Raw genomic sequence first — 15,529 nt, forward strand, 5'->3', positions numbered from 1 at the left:
TCAACAAATATGATGAATACTATCTATAATGTTCCCATTCATCATAAATGTATTTCAAGGCGAATTTATAAAGCCCATAACCTATGAGATAGGCTACTATACTTGCCCCACCTAGAATAAAGCGGTAAGGATTGGCTGAAAAAAAGAAACAGTAGAAAGAGTAAATCATACTGATAGTTCCTAGCGTCATCCCGATACTGGCTACGATCCGTGAAACAATGATAAGTATAAAATCTTTTATATTCATAAACCTCCAAAGAAGTATTCGCAGACATTATTAAACTCTTCAGAGTTTATCTTTGCAATTTCACAAGCCGTCTCATAAGGCCTAACAATGTCCTCAACAAGATAAAATAAAAGATCAAAATCACCCATACTGTTTAATTTCTCATACATTATGGGGTTTCTTTCACGTAAGTACCGTGATGTATAAATAGATCTTGATGCTTCAGCGCCAACTCCCAATACACCACCAGCAACAGAACCAGAAAAAAAGGCACCAACTCCTTGAGATATAATCGCCCTTCCGAGGTTAACCCCCGTAAACTGCGAGAACATCATTTTACCTATAACACTTCCAGATATATTTCTTGAAAAATGTGAGATTTTATGCATGTCTACATGAGAAACAAAATCATCTATAAATGGTTTAATAACCTTATAAATAACCTCATCGTTAAAAGTTACTTTTTTAACCAGTGCTGCTAACCGAAATTTATCATCCTGATTCTCTCTGCGGTGTTCCGTATCTATAAAATCATAGCCAAGATAGGCAAGGCTGATGGGTAAGGAAATAACACCTTTCGCCACAGCACCGATAAACCCAGACCCATCGATATGAATGGCCTCAAGCATATCTTTGGCAATCTCTTTTGCGCTGTCCATAATTGCTACCCTTTAGATAAACCAGTTAATCAAACGCCAGCACAATCCCTTCTTCGTCATCCCAGCCCAGCGTCAGGCTGTGTGGCTTCTGCTTCGCGGCCATGTGCGTGAGCAGCTGCTGGCTCAGCACCGGCAGGATTTGCTGGTTCAGCAGGCTGTCGACGTTGCGTGCGCCGGTGTCCGGTAGCAGGCAGGCGGCAGTCAGGGCGTCATACAGGCTCTCATCAATGTGCGTGGTCAGGCCGTAGTGTCGATGCAGGCGCTTGCTAACCTGTGACAGTTTCATTTCCACAATGGTACGCATGGCAGCTTCAGCCAGCGGACGGTAAATGACCGTCTGGAAGCGTGCGAGCAGCGCGGGCTGGAAATGATCGCGCAGGATTGGGCGCAGCAGTTCGTGTAGGTCTGCTTCCGTGGCTTCCGGGTTTTCATCCAGCAACTGCATCAGGTGGTCGCTGCCGAGGTTGGAGGTCATCAGAATAACGGTGTTGCGGAAGTCGGTTTCACGCCCTTCGCCATCACGCATAAAGCCGCGATCAAACACCTGATAAAAAAGGTTCATCACGTCGCGGTGGGCTTTTTCCACTTCATCCAGCAGCACCACGCTGTACGGACGCTTGCGTACAGCTTCGGTGAGGATACCGCCCTGACCGTAACCCACGTAGCCCGGCGGCGAGCCCTTCAGCTGGGAAACCGTATGCGGCTCCTGGTATTCTGAGAGGTTAATCGTAATGAGTGACTTCTCACCGCCGTACATGACATCGGCCAGCGCAAGCGCGGTTTCGGTTTTCCCCACCCCGCTCGGTCCCACCAGCAGGAATACGCCCTGTGGGCCATTCTCGGAGGTGAGACCCGTTTTTGCCGCACGCAGACGTCGGGCGATAGCCTCAAGCGCCACATCCTGCCCAACCACACGTTTACCGATTTCATTTTCCAGAGTCAGCAGTTCGGTCTGCTCGTCCTTCATCAGCGATGACAACGGCACGCCTGTCCAGTCGGCAATCACGTTGGCAACGGTGCGGACATCCACATCCAGGGAGAGCAGCGGGTTGCTGCGCTGCATCTCGTTAAGCTCCTGTTGCAGCCTGTGAGTCTCACGCTGGCGTGATATATCCTGACGGCTTTCGCGTAGCTGCTCGGTAAGTTTCATCTCCTGACCGTACTGGGTTTCCAGTTCGTCGAGTGTCACTATCTGGCGCACCTCTTCCTGCTCAATCTCGCTCAAACGCTCGGCATGACACTGATTGCCAATGGCGATATCTTCCAGTAACGCCTGCTTCTCCATGTCGAGCGCAGCGATACTCGCGCGAAGGCGGGTTAGCTGTTCCGGTACCGTATCGAGACTCATACGCACGCGAGCGGCAGCGGTATCCAGCAGATCGACCGCTTTATCAGGAAGCTGACGCCCGGTCAGATAACGACGTGAAAGAGTAACTGCCGCACGAACCGCATCGTCGGTGATATGCACATTGTGGTGTTCGGCATAGCGGGATTTCAGGCCACGGAGCATCAGGCAGGCAGTGTCATCGTCAGGCTCATCCACTTTTACCATCTGGAAACGACGTTCCAGGGCGGCGTCACGCTCGAAGTATTGCTTGTATTCAGACCAGGTGGTGGCCGCAATAGTACGCAGTTCGCCACGCGCCAGCGCCGGTTTCAGCAGGTTGGCCGCATCTGCACCACCCGCCTGATTACCTGCGCCAATGATGGTATGCGCTTCATCAATAAAAAGCAGAACAGGTACATGCGATTGCTGCACCGCGTCGATGACGTTTTTCAGACGCTGTTCGAACTCACCTTTCACGCCCGCGCCAGCCTGCAGCAGACCCAGGTCAAGGGTGCGCAGGGTAACCGTTTTGAGGGATTCCGGCACATTACCCTCGGCTATACGCAACGCCAGACCTTCAACCAGTGCAGTTTTCCCCACGCCCGGCTCGCCGACCAGGATCGGGTTGTTTTTACGGCGGCGGGAAAGGATGTCCACCATCTGGCGGATTTCTGTATCGCGGCCAAACACAGGATCGATCTTCCCTTCCTTCGCTTTGGCAGTGACATCGAGGGTGAATTTATCCAGCGAGTTCTGCAGTGCAGGGCTCAGTTCCCCCTCTTTCATTTCCACACCAGCCGGACGCCCGACAAATTCCATTTCACCACCATGGCTCTGCGCCAGTTCTGCTTCGCGCTGCATTTCCAGACGTTCATCCGATTGCGCATCCAGCAAAGGCCGCAGGCGCTCCAGCTGGCTTTGAGCAAGCGTTAACAACGGCCAAAGGCCGTCACAACGTGCCAGTTTTGGTTTTTCCACCAGGGCCATCAGCAGATGGACGCTGCGAATGTGCTCTTCGCTGTTAAGGGAGGCAATCATCCAGGCTTCCTGCATCAGCGTCTGAATGGCATCAGACAGCTGGGGGCGATAGCGCACGGAGCGAGGTTGTCTGTCGAGCCAGCCAAGCAAATCCTGCCAGATGCCATCCATATCCCATTCATAGCGACGCGCCAACACCGTCAGGTCACCTCCCCCCTGCTCCAGCAGTTTTAGCAGCCAGTGCTCCGGCAAAATTTCCGCATGGGCGCGGGTCTGGCAGAGCGACGCCGCGCCTTCCATCGCACGGGCACAGTAAGGGTTCAGACGACGTAACAGGATGGCTGGATTTTCCATGAGATTCTCTCTTTGTCGGTTCCTGGGCACGCTACCGCCCCTCGCTGTTCACCAAAGCGCATAAGGTCAGGCAGGCAGATTGTTTTTTCTTTGCTGAGTGCCCGCATCTCAGGCATTCAGCAAAAACTGCGGGCAGGAAAACCTGCCCGCATCAGGATTACGCCGTGGCGCGTTCGTTCCAGGAGTCGGAATGAATGATGTTGCCGTCTTTGTAGGTCCAGGTGATTTTTTCGTAACGCAGTTCAACGCGTTCAAGGTGGTTGTGCTTCTCTTTAGAAGGATCCTTGATGTCATACATTTCAGGATTCACTTTCACTACCTTCACGTTTTCCAGTTTGGTGTTGAAGTACTCCACTTCCTGGCCCGCGTCGTTGATTTTGTACCACTTGAACTCAGCGGATTTTAGGGTCTGACCCGTGGTCACCGCCTTGTACAGGTACGGGCTGGAGGAATCGATTTCCTTCGTGAACAGGAACGGCGTGTGGATGCGGGTGCCGGTCAGCTTGCCGGTATTGTTGTCGGTCGGGATGTACAGGTTATGCTCCTGTGCAACCACTTCGATGCTGCCTTCACGATCCTGAACGTCAACAGACCCTTTGATGTCCGCGCCGCCGTCGTCCTTCAGCCAAAGATAAACAGGAATTGCCATGTTAATTACTCCGTTTTATTTTCTGAGACGCCATCATCCTGCGATGGCGCCATGTGTTTGCCGGGTATCTGACAGGCATTTGCCTGCGGTACCAGACTGATTTCGACACGGCGGTTAAGCGCACGCCCTTCCGGGGTGTCGTTGGTTGCGACAGGGCGGCTTTTGCCATAGCCCTGCACCGCAAAACAACTTTCCGGCACGTCGCCGGTGTCACGCATCCAGCTGCGCACCGCTTCGGCACGTTTCAGAGACAACGCCTGGTTTAGTTGCGGATTGCCGGTGTTATCGGTATGCCCTGACACGACAATCAGCCAGCCGGGCTTCGCCTTCACGCCGACCAGAGAATTCACAAGCATTTTGGTCGAACCGGCTTTCAGCGCCGACTTGCCAGAATCGAACAGCGACATGCTGTCAAGACGAAGGGTTTTCGGACCCTGAATGATTTTCTTGATGACCGGTGGCGGCGGTGGGGGCGGGGCCCAGTCGCTGACGGCGGCCTCAACAGGCGGCACCAGGCGCAGCCCCTGATACAAACCCAGGCGATAACGCAGTGGCTCCCCGCGACGCGCCCAGTCGTTCAGCAATGCGCCATCGGCTCTGAGGCGCTGCTGTGCGCGCAGTTTCGGTGCCACAGGCTTTCCCGTCAGTTGGTGATACAACGCAAGGTGATCGCCCACATTACGGATGAGACGCTGGTTGTTCATCCAAGATGCCAGCATGGCAAGTGCCAGGAAAATCCCGCCCAGAAACCCGGCGTAACGCCAGAACACCATTCTGCGGCTGACGCCCCGTCGGCGCGGCAGCGCCGGCAGCAGCAGTTCAGGCAACGGTAGTGGTTCGGTGGTCACAACGGTATCTGGTGGCAGCGCCGTCACGGTAGTGATATGCTGCTGCCAGAGATTGCCCTCGATACCGCTCACCGGCACTATGCACATGCCCTGTACACAAGGCTTCATCACCGGCAGTTCGCCCTGGCGCACCGACAGCAGGTCATTGACTGCGCTGTTCTGCCACGCAAGTAGGCTGTCCAGCCACAGCCCCTGACTCAGACGCGAAAGACGCCCGTCAGATCCACTCTCCCGGATCCACTCTGTCAGTGACACATTGCCCTGACCGGGCTGATACACCTGAATGCCGCTTCGCGGGCTGACTGTGCTAAACCAGACGGGTTCAGCTTCCGCGCAGGCCACAGGAGGCGATACCCAGGTCACGGTCCACAGCGGTGGGATCGTGCCAAATGCCGCACGGCACTGCACGACAGCCCGCTGCCAGCCCCGCAGGGACTGGGTAAAATCATCGCCGGAAGTGTGCTGTTCAGGTACCGCCGCCAGCATGACGGAGATTTGCGACGCCAGGGCTGGACGCATCAAACTCAGGTGCTGCGCAAAGAGGGGAAGCTGTTCCGCATCCTTCACCCGCAGATACCAACCTTGCCGGGTTTCCCGGCGATGGAAGCCGGACGCAAACAACGGAGTGTTGTCGCCACATGCGAGGATCACCGCCCCCTGAAAATCTTCCGGCGGCAGGTTTTCATCCACAATATCCCGGACAGCGGCCGCCCGTGCCTGAGTAGCCCGACGCTGACGCCATAACATCACCCCGGACATCAGAACAACCAGCAGGCTGATTGCCACACGACTACCTGAGGACAAGGGCCAGAATCCCAGAATGAGCCACAGCGCCAGTACGGTACCCAGGGCAGTTAACAGACTTCGGTACGTATCCCGCATCGCTTACTCCGGCCTGACGATCTGGCTTACCAGCTCGGTAAGCGAAGACGAAAGGAAGAACCAGAGCGCAACCAGGGCGGCGACAGCCACAACCCAGCTCAGCCAGTACCAGCGACGGCCGCTGCGCAGGCGCGATGCGCGGGCAACGATGGGGGCGTCTTGTGCCAGCGTGAAGGTGGGCACCCGTTCTGCGAGAGCGCGAACAATATCTTCCCGACGCTCATCATCCTGAGCGCGATACTGACCGACGAACCCCAGTTGCAAAGTCCGATACATACAGGTCAGGACAGCGGTATCAGGCGCAGTTTCTTTCAGCAGGCTTCGGATCCTTTCCCACAGTTCCTCACCGGCATTGAGGGTGCCAAAGAAGTGTGCCTGCAGCGGGTCCCGGCGCCAGATCAGGTAGCCATCATCGGTGGTCCCCCGATTCATCACGCTCTCATCGAGCAGTGCACACAGGGTATACACCATATGGTCACGGCTGATGTCGCTGTAACCTGCCTCCGTGAGCGCCGCTTTTGCCTCCTGCACCAGACGGCAGGCCCGACGATAGAGACCTTCCCCGTCACGAACCTCCTGTCCACCCCGCAGCTGGCTGGCCATCAGCCAGCTGGGGTAGAAAATACGCTCAATTTGACTTATTTCTGATGTATTCATGTGCGCAGCACCGCAAAGAGTTCAAGTTTCACATCCCCCAGTGAGCGCGGGGTATAGAAGGTGCAGCTTCCCGCTTCCAGCATCGCCCGCGCTGCCTCACTACTCAGATCCAGCGAGAAATACTGGTTCTCAAGACGTAACGGGATAGCGGTCGGCACATGGGTCAGCGGCTTGATAACCATCCCGCTCAGAGCCACATTCACCACATCCGAAACATCTTCAAAGCTGCCCGCCTTACACAGCTGCGGGAATTTCGTCTGAAGCTCATGGTTCGGCATAGAGGAGCGTACGGATAGGTAGAAGTCAGCACCTTCGCGCAGACGCGCATCGTGCAGGGCACCTCTCCAGATCTGGTCCTGATGCTCCAGGTGGATACTCACCACCCTCGACGGCAGGCTCGCTTCCAGTAGTTTATCGAGCAGTGCCAGCAGCGGCGGGAATACCCGTTCCGGTGCATCGTGTTGATAAGCAGGAATGTCCCCGGCATCGTGCTCCAGTGAGAAGGTCAGCAGGCTGCCAGCGAGACGAGTCAGTTCGCGGTACAGCAATTCCGGGTGACGAGCCGGTGTCTCCAGCAGTTCCGTCAGCACCGGCTCGGCGCTGTTCAGGGCATTCAGCAGCCAGAACAGAGACACATCCGCGACCGCAAAGTCGGCCATCCGCTCATTGCTTTCACGACGCATGGTCATCAGGCGACGGCGGCGGGCCTGCAGACGAACCAGCAGGTCACCCAGTTCGATGGTCAGCGGCGGGCTTGCAGAAATGGAAAGCATTGGCGGAATGAAAGCCGGATCCCGGCTCCACTGCCCCTGCGTATTGCGCACCAAACGGACCACCGGACAGGTCAGGTATGCCGTGTTTTCCTGACTGGATAGACGCAAGGTTAGCGCATTACGCAGAATGGCCAACTCCCCGCTTTCATACCCGGCCAGTTCCTGCACTACCACACGCTCCGCTTTCCAGCGACGCGGACGCTCACTGTCCTGGCCGTTATCCAGGTTGCCACCACTGGCACTCAGCAGCGGTAGTGCGACAACCACCTCAACAGATTCACTGCCGGCTGCAACAGACAAGTCACAGACCGGAGGAAGCGTATCTGCCAGGTCGGTATCCACAAGAGTACCGTCCTGAAAGCGTACCACCAGACGGATGGCATTCAGGCGAGAGAGCGCCAGTGCAGCATCATCAAATTCTGCCGCAACCACGCCCCAGGGATGAGAAATACCCATCCGGGCGACCATGTCGGCAACGTGCTCATTCCAGCGAACCTGCTGCTGGAACTGTTGCGGGGCCAGAGCGGCCCCATCCTCCCAAAGCGGGCGGTAAATTTTCATCCCTGATTTCCTCTCGCCTTACGATTTCGCTTTCGGCATCTGGGAAACCAGCGACAGATTGACGTCCATGCCCTCCACCTGGAAGTGCGGCACGGCGTACAGCTTCACGCGGAAGAAGCCCGGGTTGTCTTCGATGTCTTCCACTACCACCTTCGCGTCGCGCAGCGGGTGAGAAGCCTGCAACTCGTCGCCCGGATCGGTCATTTCGGTCACCAGACTGCGGACCCACGTGTTCAGCTCCAGCTCCAGCAGTCGGCGGTCTTTGGTGGTACCGATGTTCTCGCGCTGAATCAGCTTCAGGTAATGGGCGATACGCGACAGCAGGAAGATGTACGGAAGACGGGCGTTGATGCGGCTGTTAGCCGTCGCATCAGCGGTGTCGTACAGCGCCGGTTTCTGAGTGGAGTTGGCTGAGAAGAAGCACGCGTAGTCACGGTTTTTGTAGTAGGACAAAGGAATGAACCCCAGATTCGCGAATTCGAATTCACGGGTTTCAGGAATCATCACTTCACTCGGGATTTTTACCTGATTGCCGGTACCGAGATCGTACAGATGGATAGGCAGGTCCTGAACCGCACCACCAGCCTGCGGGCCACGGATTTGTACACACCAGCCATTATTGATAAAGCTGCGCACCATGTTGGACGCGAAGGCAAACGATGCATTGGTCCACAGGTATTTGTCGTGATCGGGACCTTTGACTTCTTCGACATAGTTGAAGCTGCGAACCGGAACGGTGTCCGGGCCATACGGTAAACGTCCCAATACGCGCGGCATGACCAGGCCGATGTAGCGAGCATCATCAGTATCGCGGAACGATTTCCACTTGATGTACTCTGCGCGGTCAAAATAATTACCAATATCTTTAATCGCCGCGACGTCTTCCATGGACTCTTTAAGGAAGAATTTCGGGCCTGCTGAGCCGATAAACGGCATATGTGCAGCAGCGGATACTTTGGAGATGTTGCGAAGCAGAGCGACATCCTGCGCTGAAGCATCAAACTCGTAAGCGGAAATCAGTGCCGCAATCGGCTCGCCGCCTGGAGTATCATATTCATCAATGTAGGTGTGTTTATACAGACCACTCTGGATGATTTCCGGAGTATCTTCAAAGTCCTGCCGCAAGTCTTCTTTGGACATACTCAGAAGCTCAATTTTCACGTTCTGGCGAAAATCTGTTTTATCAATCAGTGATTTCACCCCACGCCACAGGCTTTCGACCGCCTGAAACTCGTCATGGTGCATAACCGCGTCCAGCTGGCGGCTGATCTGGTAATCGAGCTCAGCGATGTGATGATCGATAAGGCTTTTATCCAGTTTTTCGACCTTCGCGCCTGCTTTGGTCAGACATTCCAGAAAAACCTGCATACCTGCAGTCAGACGCTCATCAGCGGTTGCATCTGACATCGCCTGCGCATCTTGCCAGAGGTCTAACGCGCTCAACTCGGAGACAGGATTGAGATTGATTTTCTCAAACAGGGAGGCGTAAACCCCACCCGCAGCAGGACGTTCCAGCACCACGCTTTCACTACCGGCAATATTATTTTGTACAGACATGAGCATTCCTTGTTTAATCCGTTAAAACAGCGTGATGGTTACGATTTTCTTGATGCCAGTGCGGATAGTTCGTTTCGCAGTTCAGCACTAAGGGACTGGTCCAGGAGGATTTTTTCCAGTTCTTTTCGGAAAGTCTGGTTATCCAGCAAATTGGCCTTCAGATCGCGAAGCAAGTTGCGCATCGCCAACATCGCCTTCAGCTGCGGTATCTGAGCAGCCACCTGCTCTGGCGTGAAATCTTTCATGCTCTGGAAAGTCAGCTGAACATTTTCCTCACCACCATCATCAGAGAGCGTATTTTTAACGGTTAGATTAAGTTTTGGGGAGTATTCAGAAAGAACACTGTCGAAATTATTTTTCGTGATGTTAACTTTCTCACGCTCAGATATTTGCTCAGACTCTTGCCCATTACTGAAATCACCCGCAACCAGTAATTTCAGCGGTAATTCCATTTTCTTGCTTGCCCCGCCTGTATGCAGGTCAAGCTTCAGGTTAATACGTGCCTTAGGCACCTCATTCTGAAAACTGTCAGCCATCTCATCATCCCTCTTTGTTTTTGCTACGCCAACTTCACGGTATCGTTCTTGATGCGCAATATTAGAATAATGATCGATGCAAAATCAAATACACAGATCATTTATCCGTAATGAGAAATTTCTTAAGAATTTCCCACTAAGATATTATTACGGATTATCCGTTCAGCTCAGGGAAAGACACTGCTTTTTTCACGCAAAGCGAATATTTGTACCGTAAGAAGGATCGCAGCCAGAGAGATGCTAATAAAACAATCTTGTTTTGATTTGCATCACAACATGATATTAAAAAAAGATGAATGAACGGCAACAGGTTATTGCAAGCAGATAAATGACAGAGGTTAATGAATGAAGAAGAGTGACGAATTGATTGATAACATGAATAATAAATAAGAATTTTCACAAAGAAAATTCTTATTTATTATTCGAAGGAAAATAAAATGTAGATGCGGGTCCGAAAATAAACACTGCTGCTCTTTTGTCGGCCCACTCCTCTTTGCGCAAAGACTTCAGTTCTCCTCTCAGGCATGAGAACTGCTCTCCCTTCTGGAGTTTATACAGTGTAAAATCAAACACCTCCCGGATCGCCGCTTTTTTAATCAAAAACGAGTAATAGCACATATCGTATAACGGTGCTACATTACGCCGCCCGCCCAAATCAGCAGTGGCCAGGCAACGCCGCCGTAAAGTTCGGTAAAGCCTGCAACCATCACCTTGAAGAACGGTCTTATCGGCACGTCGTATCGCAAACTCTGCGCTACCTTTACAGGCTTCACATAGGTTCTACTATTTTGTCTCAATCCAAATTTCAACGTGCGTTTTTACACCCGCGTTACTGGTTTACATGGTTTGGCCTTGGCGTACTCTGGTTGCTGGTTCAACTTCCGTACCCTGTCCTGCGCTTGCTGGGGTCAAAACTGGGCAGCGCTTCCCGCGTTTTCCTGAAACGTCGCGAATCCATCGCGCGTAAAAATATTGAGCTTTGTTTTCCGCAGTACAATGCAGAGGAGCGTGAGAAACTCATCGCTGAAAACTTCAAGTCTATCGGCATGGCGCTGCTTGAAACCGGCATGGCATGGTTTTGGCCAGATGAACGTGTCCGCAAATGGTTTGACGTGGAAGGCCTGGATAACCTTAAACGCGCGCAGATGCAAAAACGCGGCGTGATGGTCGTCGGCGTTCACTTTATGTCGCTGGAGCTGGGCGGCCGCGTGATGGGGCTTTGCCAGCCAATGATGGCAACCTACAGACCGCACAACAGTGCGCTTATGGAATGGGTGCAGACGCGAGGCCGTATGCGTTCCAATAAGGCGATGATCAGCCGTAATAACCTGCGCGGTATGGTCGGTGCTCTCAAGAAAGGAGAGGCCGTCTGGTTTGCCCCCGATCAGGATTATGGACGTAAAGGCAGCAGCTTTGCGCCTTTCTTTGCGGTGAAAGACGTTGCGACGACTAACGGCACCTTTGTCATTTCGCGTCTGTCTGGTGCCTCTATGCTGACCGTGACGATGGTGAGAAAAGCAGATAAGTCAGGCTACCGCCTGCACATCTCCCCTGAAATGGCTAACTATCCGGAAAACGAGTGCGAAGCGGCAGCGTTTATCAATAAAGTCATCGAAACTGAAATCATGCGCGCGCCAGAGCAGTATCTGTGGATGCATCGTCGTTTCAAAACCCGCCCTCTTGGCGAAGCCTCGCTCTATATTTAGCCCTTCATGAAGGTTAGTTTCGCTAAGAAACTAACCTTTTCAATCACCTGTCTTCCCGCTGAGTAATTGTCTTTCAATGCGTCGCCCAAAGTGAATTTATTGCGAAGTGAAATCAAACTGTCGCCGTTCCACGACACTCGTAAGTAACGGAAATTATTTAAAAAAATCCCTCTTGTCACCCCTCTTTTTTAAGCGTACATTAACGCCGTCTGGCAACAGGAAAGCACAGAATTCTGAGCTGGAGTTAACGGCATAACGGGAAAATTCTCATTTCCGTTTTGACCGGATTTCAGTTCTCTATAATCAGGTGGACTCTGTTTTTAAATGCGTACCACAAGATACGCGGAGCGATGAAACGTGAAATATTTCTTTATGGGCATTTCGGTGATTGTTTTAGTCTGGGCCGGAACCTTTGCCCTGATGATCTAGTGAAGAACATGCAGTCAAAAAAACAGGAGCCATCGGCTCCTGTTTTTTTATGTCATGACGACGCGGGATGTTCAGCGACGCTCTTTGAGGTCAGAAGACCGTCGGCCCGGAACATACTCTTGATGCCCCTCACCGCCTGACGAATACGGTCGCTGTTTTCAATCAGGGCAAATCGCACATGGGTGTCGCCATAATCACCGAATCCAATGCCAGGCGAGACACACACCTTTGCATCCTGAAGCAGCTTTTTAGCAAACTCCAGCGATCCCATCGCCGCATAGGGCTCTGGAATTTTTGCCCAGACGTACATAGACGCCTTCGGCATTTCCACCATCCAGCCCGCTTCATGCAACCCTTTTACCAGCACGTCGCGGCGGCGCTTATACTGGGCGGCAATCTCGTGGACGCACTGCTGGTCGCCTTCCAGGGCAGCGATAGCGGCGACCTGCAGCGGCGTGAAGGTACCGTAGTCGTGGTAACTCTTAATGCGCGCCAGGGCACTCACCAGCGTTTTGTTACCCACCATAAAGCCAATGCGCCAGCCCGCCATGTTGTAGCTTTTCGACAGGGTAAAGAACTCTACCGCCACATCACGCGCGCCCGGGACCTGCATAATCGACGGGGCTTTCCAGCCGTCATAGACGATATCTGCATAGGCTAAATCGTGAACCACCAGCACGTCATAACGCTTGGCCAGGGCGACAACTTTCTCGAAGAAATCAAGCTCCACGCACTGCGCCGTTGGGTTCGACGGGAAACCGAGGATCATCATCTTAGGTTTCGGATAGCTTTCGCGAATCGCACGTTCCAGTTCGTTAAAGAAATCGACACCTTCCACCAGCGGCACAGAACGGACCTGCGCCCCGGCAATTACCGCACCGTAGATATGGATCGGATAGCTTGGATTAGGCACCAGCACCGTGTCGCCATGATCCAGCGTGGCCAGCATCAGGTGTGCCAGCCCCTCTTTCGAGCCGATGGTGACAATCGCTTCACTTTCCGGATCGATATCAACCTGATAGCGATCCTGATACCAGCGCGAGATCGCGCGACGTAACCTGGGAATACCGCGAGAGGTCGAGTAGCCGTGCGTATCCGGGCGCTGGGCAACCGTGCAGAGCTTTTCAACGATATGCGGTGGCGTTGGGCCGTCAGGGTTACCCATGCTGAAATCGATAATATCTTCGCCGCGCCGACGCGCAGCCATTTTCAGTTCAGCAGTGATATTGAAAACATAGGGGGGGAGACGATCGATACGCGTAAAACGGCGTTCAGGACTGAATTCAGCCATAGATTCCTCAGATTAACGTTAGCGCCCGGACCGTCCGAGCGACGCTGCCACCGATGTGGCATGATTAGAAAATAACCTGAAAAAAATCATGCTGTCGAGAGGGAAATGAAAAAAAAGCGCTCGACTAAAAACCGGAACCCCGCTGCGCCTAAAAGCGGAAGCCCCTGTTTCGGGAACGGCTGTCTGATAGCTGTTATTTAACAGGATGATATCAAACCAGTTACCTGACGATGCGCCGATAAGAAAAAAACAGGACGCCTCGGTCATCGCCAGATAATCCCCTTTCAAAATTATGGTTTTTCCTCATTTGATAAACCTGACGGATAGCTGGTCAATACGCGCCAGGTTTTTTATCATGGTTCTTTCCCGTTTTCCCAGGTCTACTCGTGCACGAAATATTCACTATGCTGCTGGCGGTTTTTGACCGTGCGGCATTAATGCTGATTTGCCTGTTCTTCCTCATTCGCATTCGCCTGTTTCGCGAGCTGCTGCACAAATCAGCCCACTCGCCAAAAGAGCTGCTGGCCGTTACCGCCATCTTTTCGCTGTTCGCCCTGTTCAGCACCTGGTCCGGCGTGCCGGTAGAGGGTTCGCTGGTTAACGTGCGCATTATCGCCGTCATGTCCGGCGGGATTTTGTTTGGTCCGTGGGTGGGCGTCATCACCGGTCTGATTGCCGGGACGCACCGCTATCTGATTGATATCGGTGGCGTAACGGCGGTGCCGTGCTTTATCACCAGCATTATCGCCGGGGTGCTTTCCGGCTGGATCAGCCGCAAAATCCCGAAAAAACAGCGCTGGCGTGCCGGGATCGTCGCAGGCATGGTGTGCGAAACGCTGACCATGATCCTGGTCGTCGTCTGGCCCCCCACCACCGCGCTGGGGCTGGATATCGTCTCGAAAATCGGTATTCCGATGATCCTGGGCAGCGTGTGCATCGGTTTTATCGTGCTGCTGGTGCAAAGCGTTGAAGGGGAAAAAGAGGCCAGCGCCGCCCGTCAGGCCAAGCTGGCGCTGGATATCGCCAACAAAACGCTGCCTCTCTTCCGCCACGTTAACGCGGAATCGTTGCGTCAGGTCTGCGAGATCATTCGCCATGACATCCACGCTGACGCCGTCGCCATCACCAATATTGACCACGTGCTGGCCTACGTTGGCGTCGGGGAGCACAACTATCGCGACAACGATGACACCATAAGCCCGACCACCAGACAGGCGATTAACTACGGTAAAATCATTATTAAAAACAATGATGAAGCCCACCGAACGCCGGAAATTCACTCGATGCTGGTCATCCCGCTGTGGGAGAAAGGCGTCGTGACGGGCACGCTGAAAATTTATTACTGCCACGCGCATCAGATCACCTCCACGCTGCAGGAGATGGCCATCGGCCTGTCGCAGATTATCTCCACCCAGCTTGAGGTTTCGCGGGCGGAACAGCTGCGCGAGATGGCAAATAAGGCAGAACTGCGCGCGCTGCAGAGTAAAATTAATCCCCATTTCCTGTTTAACGCGCTGAACGCTATCTCCTCGTCCATTCGCCTTAATCCGGACACCGCGCGCCAGCTGATTTTTAACCTGTCGCGCTATCTGCGCTACAACATCGAGCTGAAAGATGACGAGCAGATCGACATCAAAAAAGAGCTTTATCAGATCAAGGACTACATCGCGATTGAGCAGGCCCGCTTTGGCGACAAGCTCACGGTCATTTACGATATTGATGAAGAGGTCAACTGCGAGATCCCGAGCCTGCTTATCCAGCCGCTGGTTGAAAACGCGATTGTTCACGGTATTCAGCCCTGTAAAGGCAAAGGCGTCGTCACCATCAGCGTCACCGAAAGCGGCAACCGGGTGCGGATTGCCGTGCGCGATACCGGCCACGGGATTGATCCAAAAGTCATTGAGCGCGTGGAGTCTAACGAGATGCCGGGGAATAAAATCGGTCTGCTGAACGTGCACCACCGGGTCAAGCTGCTTTACGGCGACGGGCTGCATATTCAACGTCTTGAGCCGGGTACCGAAATTGCTTTTTTCGTCCCGAATGAGCGCTCGCGCGCGCATACGACGACATCACTGTTGCCCCAGGTGGAGTAACCC

General features: G+C 53.5%; 14 protein-coding genes. 3 read left to right on the forward strand and 11 right to left on the reverse strand.

Translation table 11 applies throughout. The features are described 5' to 3' along the window. Positions 1-243: 243 nt before the first annotated feature. From HB664_RS19290 to HB664_RS19330, 9 genes are all read right to left on the reverse strand, one after another. On the reverse strand, positions 244-885 hold the full coding sequence (locus tag HB664_RS19290) for a hypothetical protein (RefSeq protein WP_126327524.1): 642 nt from the start codon (positions 883-885) through the stop codon (positions 244-246). A gap of 25 nt (positions 886-910) precedes the next feature. Further along, on the reverse strand, positions 911-3,544 hold the full coding sequence (gene tssH, locus HB664_RS19295) for a type VI secretion system ATPase TssH (RefSeq protein WP_219940051.1): 2,634 nt from the start codon (positions 3,542-3,544) through the stop codon (positions 911-913). 157 nt (positions 3,545-3,701) lie between these two features. Continuing rightward, positions 3,702-4,193 carry a type VI secretion system effector Hcp gene (gene hcp, locus HB664_RS19300; protein ID WP_023325816.1) on the reverse strand — a complete coding sequence of 164 codons (492 nt, stop codon included), beginning with the start codon at positions 4,191-4,193 and terminating at the stop codon, positions 3,702-3,704. Between the two features lie 5 nt (positions 4,194-4,198). Beyond that, entirely contained in the window at positions 4,199-5,923 is a 1,725-nt protein-coding gene (locus HB664_RS19305; RefSeq protein ID WP_172620505.1) for an OmpA family protein, read from the reverse strand. 3 nt (positions 5,924-5,926) lie between these two features. Beyond that, entirely contained in the window at positions 5,927-6,580 is a 654-nt protein-coding gene (gene tssL / locus HB664_RS19310) for a type VI secretion system protein TssL, short form (protein WP_143346641.1), read from the reverse strand. Beyond that, on the reverse strand, positions 6,577-7,914 hold the full coding sequence (gene tssK / locus HB664_RS19315; RefSeq protein ID WP_101744635.1) for a type VI secretion system baseplate subunit TssK: 1,338 nt from the start codon (positions 7,912-7,914) through the stop codon (positions 6,577-6,579). The genes tssL and tssK overlap by 4 nt, the downstream gene beginning before the upstream one ends. An 18-nt stretch (positions 7,915-7,932) precedes the next feature. Continuing rightward, a complete protein-coding gene (tssC, locus tag HB664_RS19320; RefSeq protein ID WP_033146134.1) occupies positions 7,933-9,477 on the reverse strand; it encodes a type VI secretion system contractile sheath large subunit in 1,545 nt (514 codons plus the stop codon). A gap of 32 nt (positions 9,478-9,509) precedes the next feature. Beyond that, positions 9,510-10,007, reverse strand: a complete 498-nt coding sequence (tssB, locus tag HB664_RS19325; protein WP_213729920.1) for a type VI secretion system contractile sheath small subunit — start codon at positions 10,005-10,007, stop codon at positions 9,510-9,512. A 632-nt stretch (positions 10,008-10,639) separates the two neighbouring features. Continuing rightward, positions 10,640-10,780 (reverse strand): hypothetical protein, encoded by a 141-nt coding sequence (locus tag HB664_RS19330; protein WP_162531704.1) that lies wholly within the window; start codon positions 10,778-10,780, stop codon positions 10,640-10,642. Between the two features lie 12 nt (positions 10,781-10,792). On the opposite strand from HB664_RS19330, the gene lpxP reads away from it, so the two are divergent. Both lpxP and ypdK read left to right on the forward strand, forming a co-directional pair. Further along, the gene (lpxP, locus tag HB664_RS19335; protein WP_024907634.1) at positions 10,793-11,713 is read left to right on the forward strand and encodes a kdo(2)-lipid IV(A) palmitoleoyltransferase; all 921 of its coding nucleotides are present in this window, start codon (positions 10,793-10,795) and stop codon (positions 11,711-11,713) included. Positions 11,714-12,070: 357 nt separating this feature from the next. Further along, the gene (ypdK, locus tag HB664_RS19340; RefSeq protein ID WP_099458937.1) at positions 12,071-12,142 is read left to right on the forward strand and encodes a membrane protein YpdK; all 72 of its coding nucleotides are present in this window, start codon (positions 12,071-12,073) and stop codon (positions 12,140-12,142) included. Between the two features lie 52 nt (positions 12,143-12,194). On the opposite strand, the gene alaC is transcribed toward ypdK, so the two are convergent. Then, positions 12,195-13,433 (reverse strand): alanine transaminase, encoded by a 1,239-nt coding sequence (gene alaC, locus HB664_RS19345; protein WP_023308710.1) that lies wholly within the window; start codon positions 13,431-13,433, stop codon positions 12,195-12,197. Between the two features lie 18 nt (positions 13,434-13,451). After that, a complete protein-coding gene (locus HB664_RS19350; protein ID WP_219940052.1) occupies positions 13,452-13,721 on the reverse strand; it encodes a hypothetical protein in 270 nt (89 codons plus the stop codon). A 98-nt stretch (positions 13,722-13,819) separates the two neighbouring features. Between HB664_RS19350 and HB664_RS19355 the strand changes: the two genes are divergently transcribed. Beyond that, positions 13,820-15,526, forward strand: coding sequence for a sensor histidine kinase (locus HB664_RS19355; protein ID WP_219940053.1), 1,707 nt, complete (start codon positions 13,820-13,822; stop codon positions 15,524-15,526). Positions 15,527-15,529 lie beyond the last annotated feature (3 nt).

This window comes from Enterobacter sp. DNB-S2, from assembly GCF_019443845.1.
Lineage (GTDB): Bacteria > Pseudomonadota > Gammaproteobacteria > Enterobacterales > Enterobacteriaceae > Enterobacter > Enterobacter asburiae_B.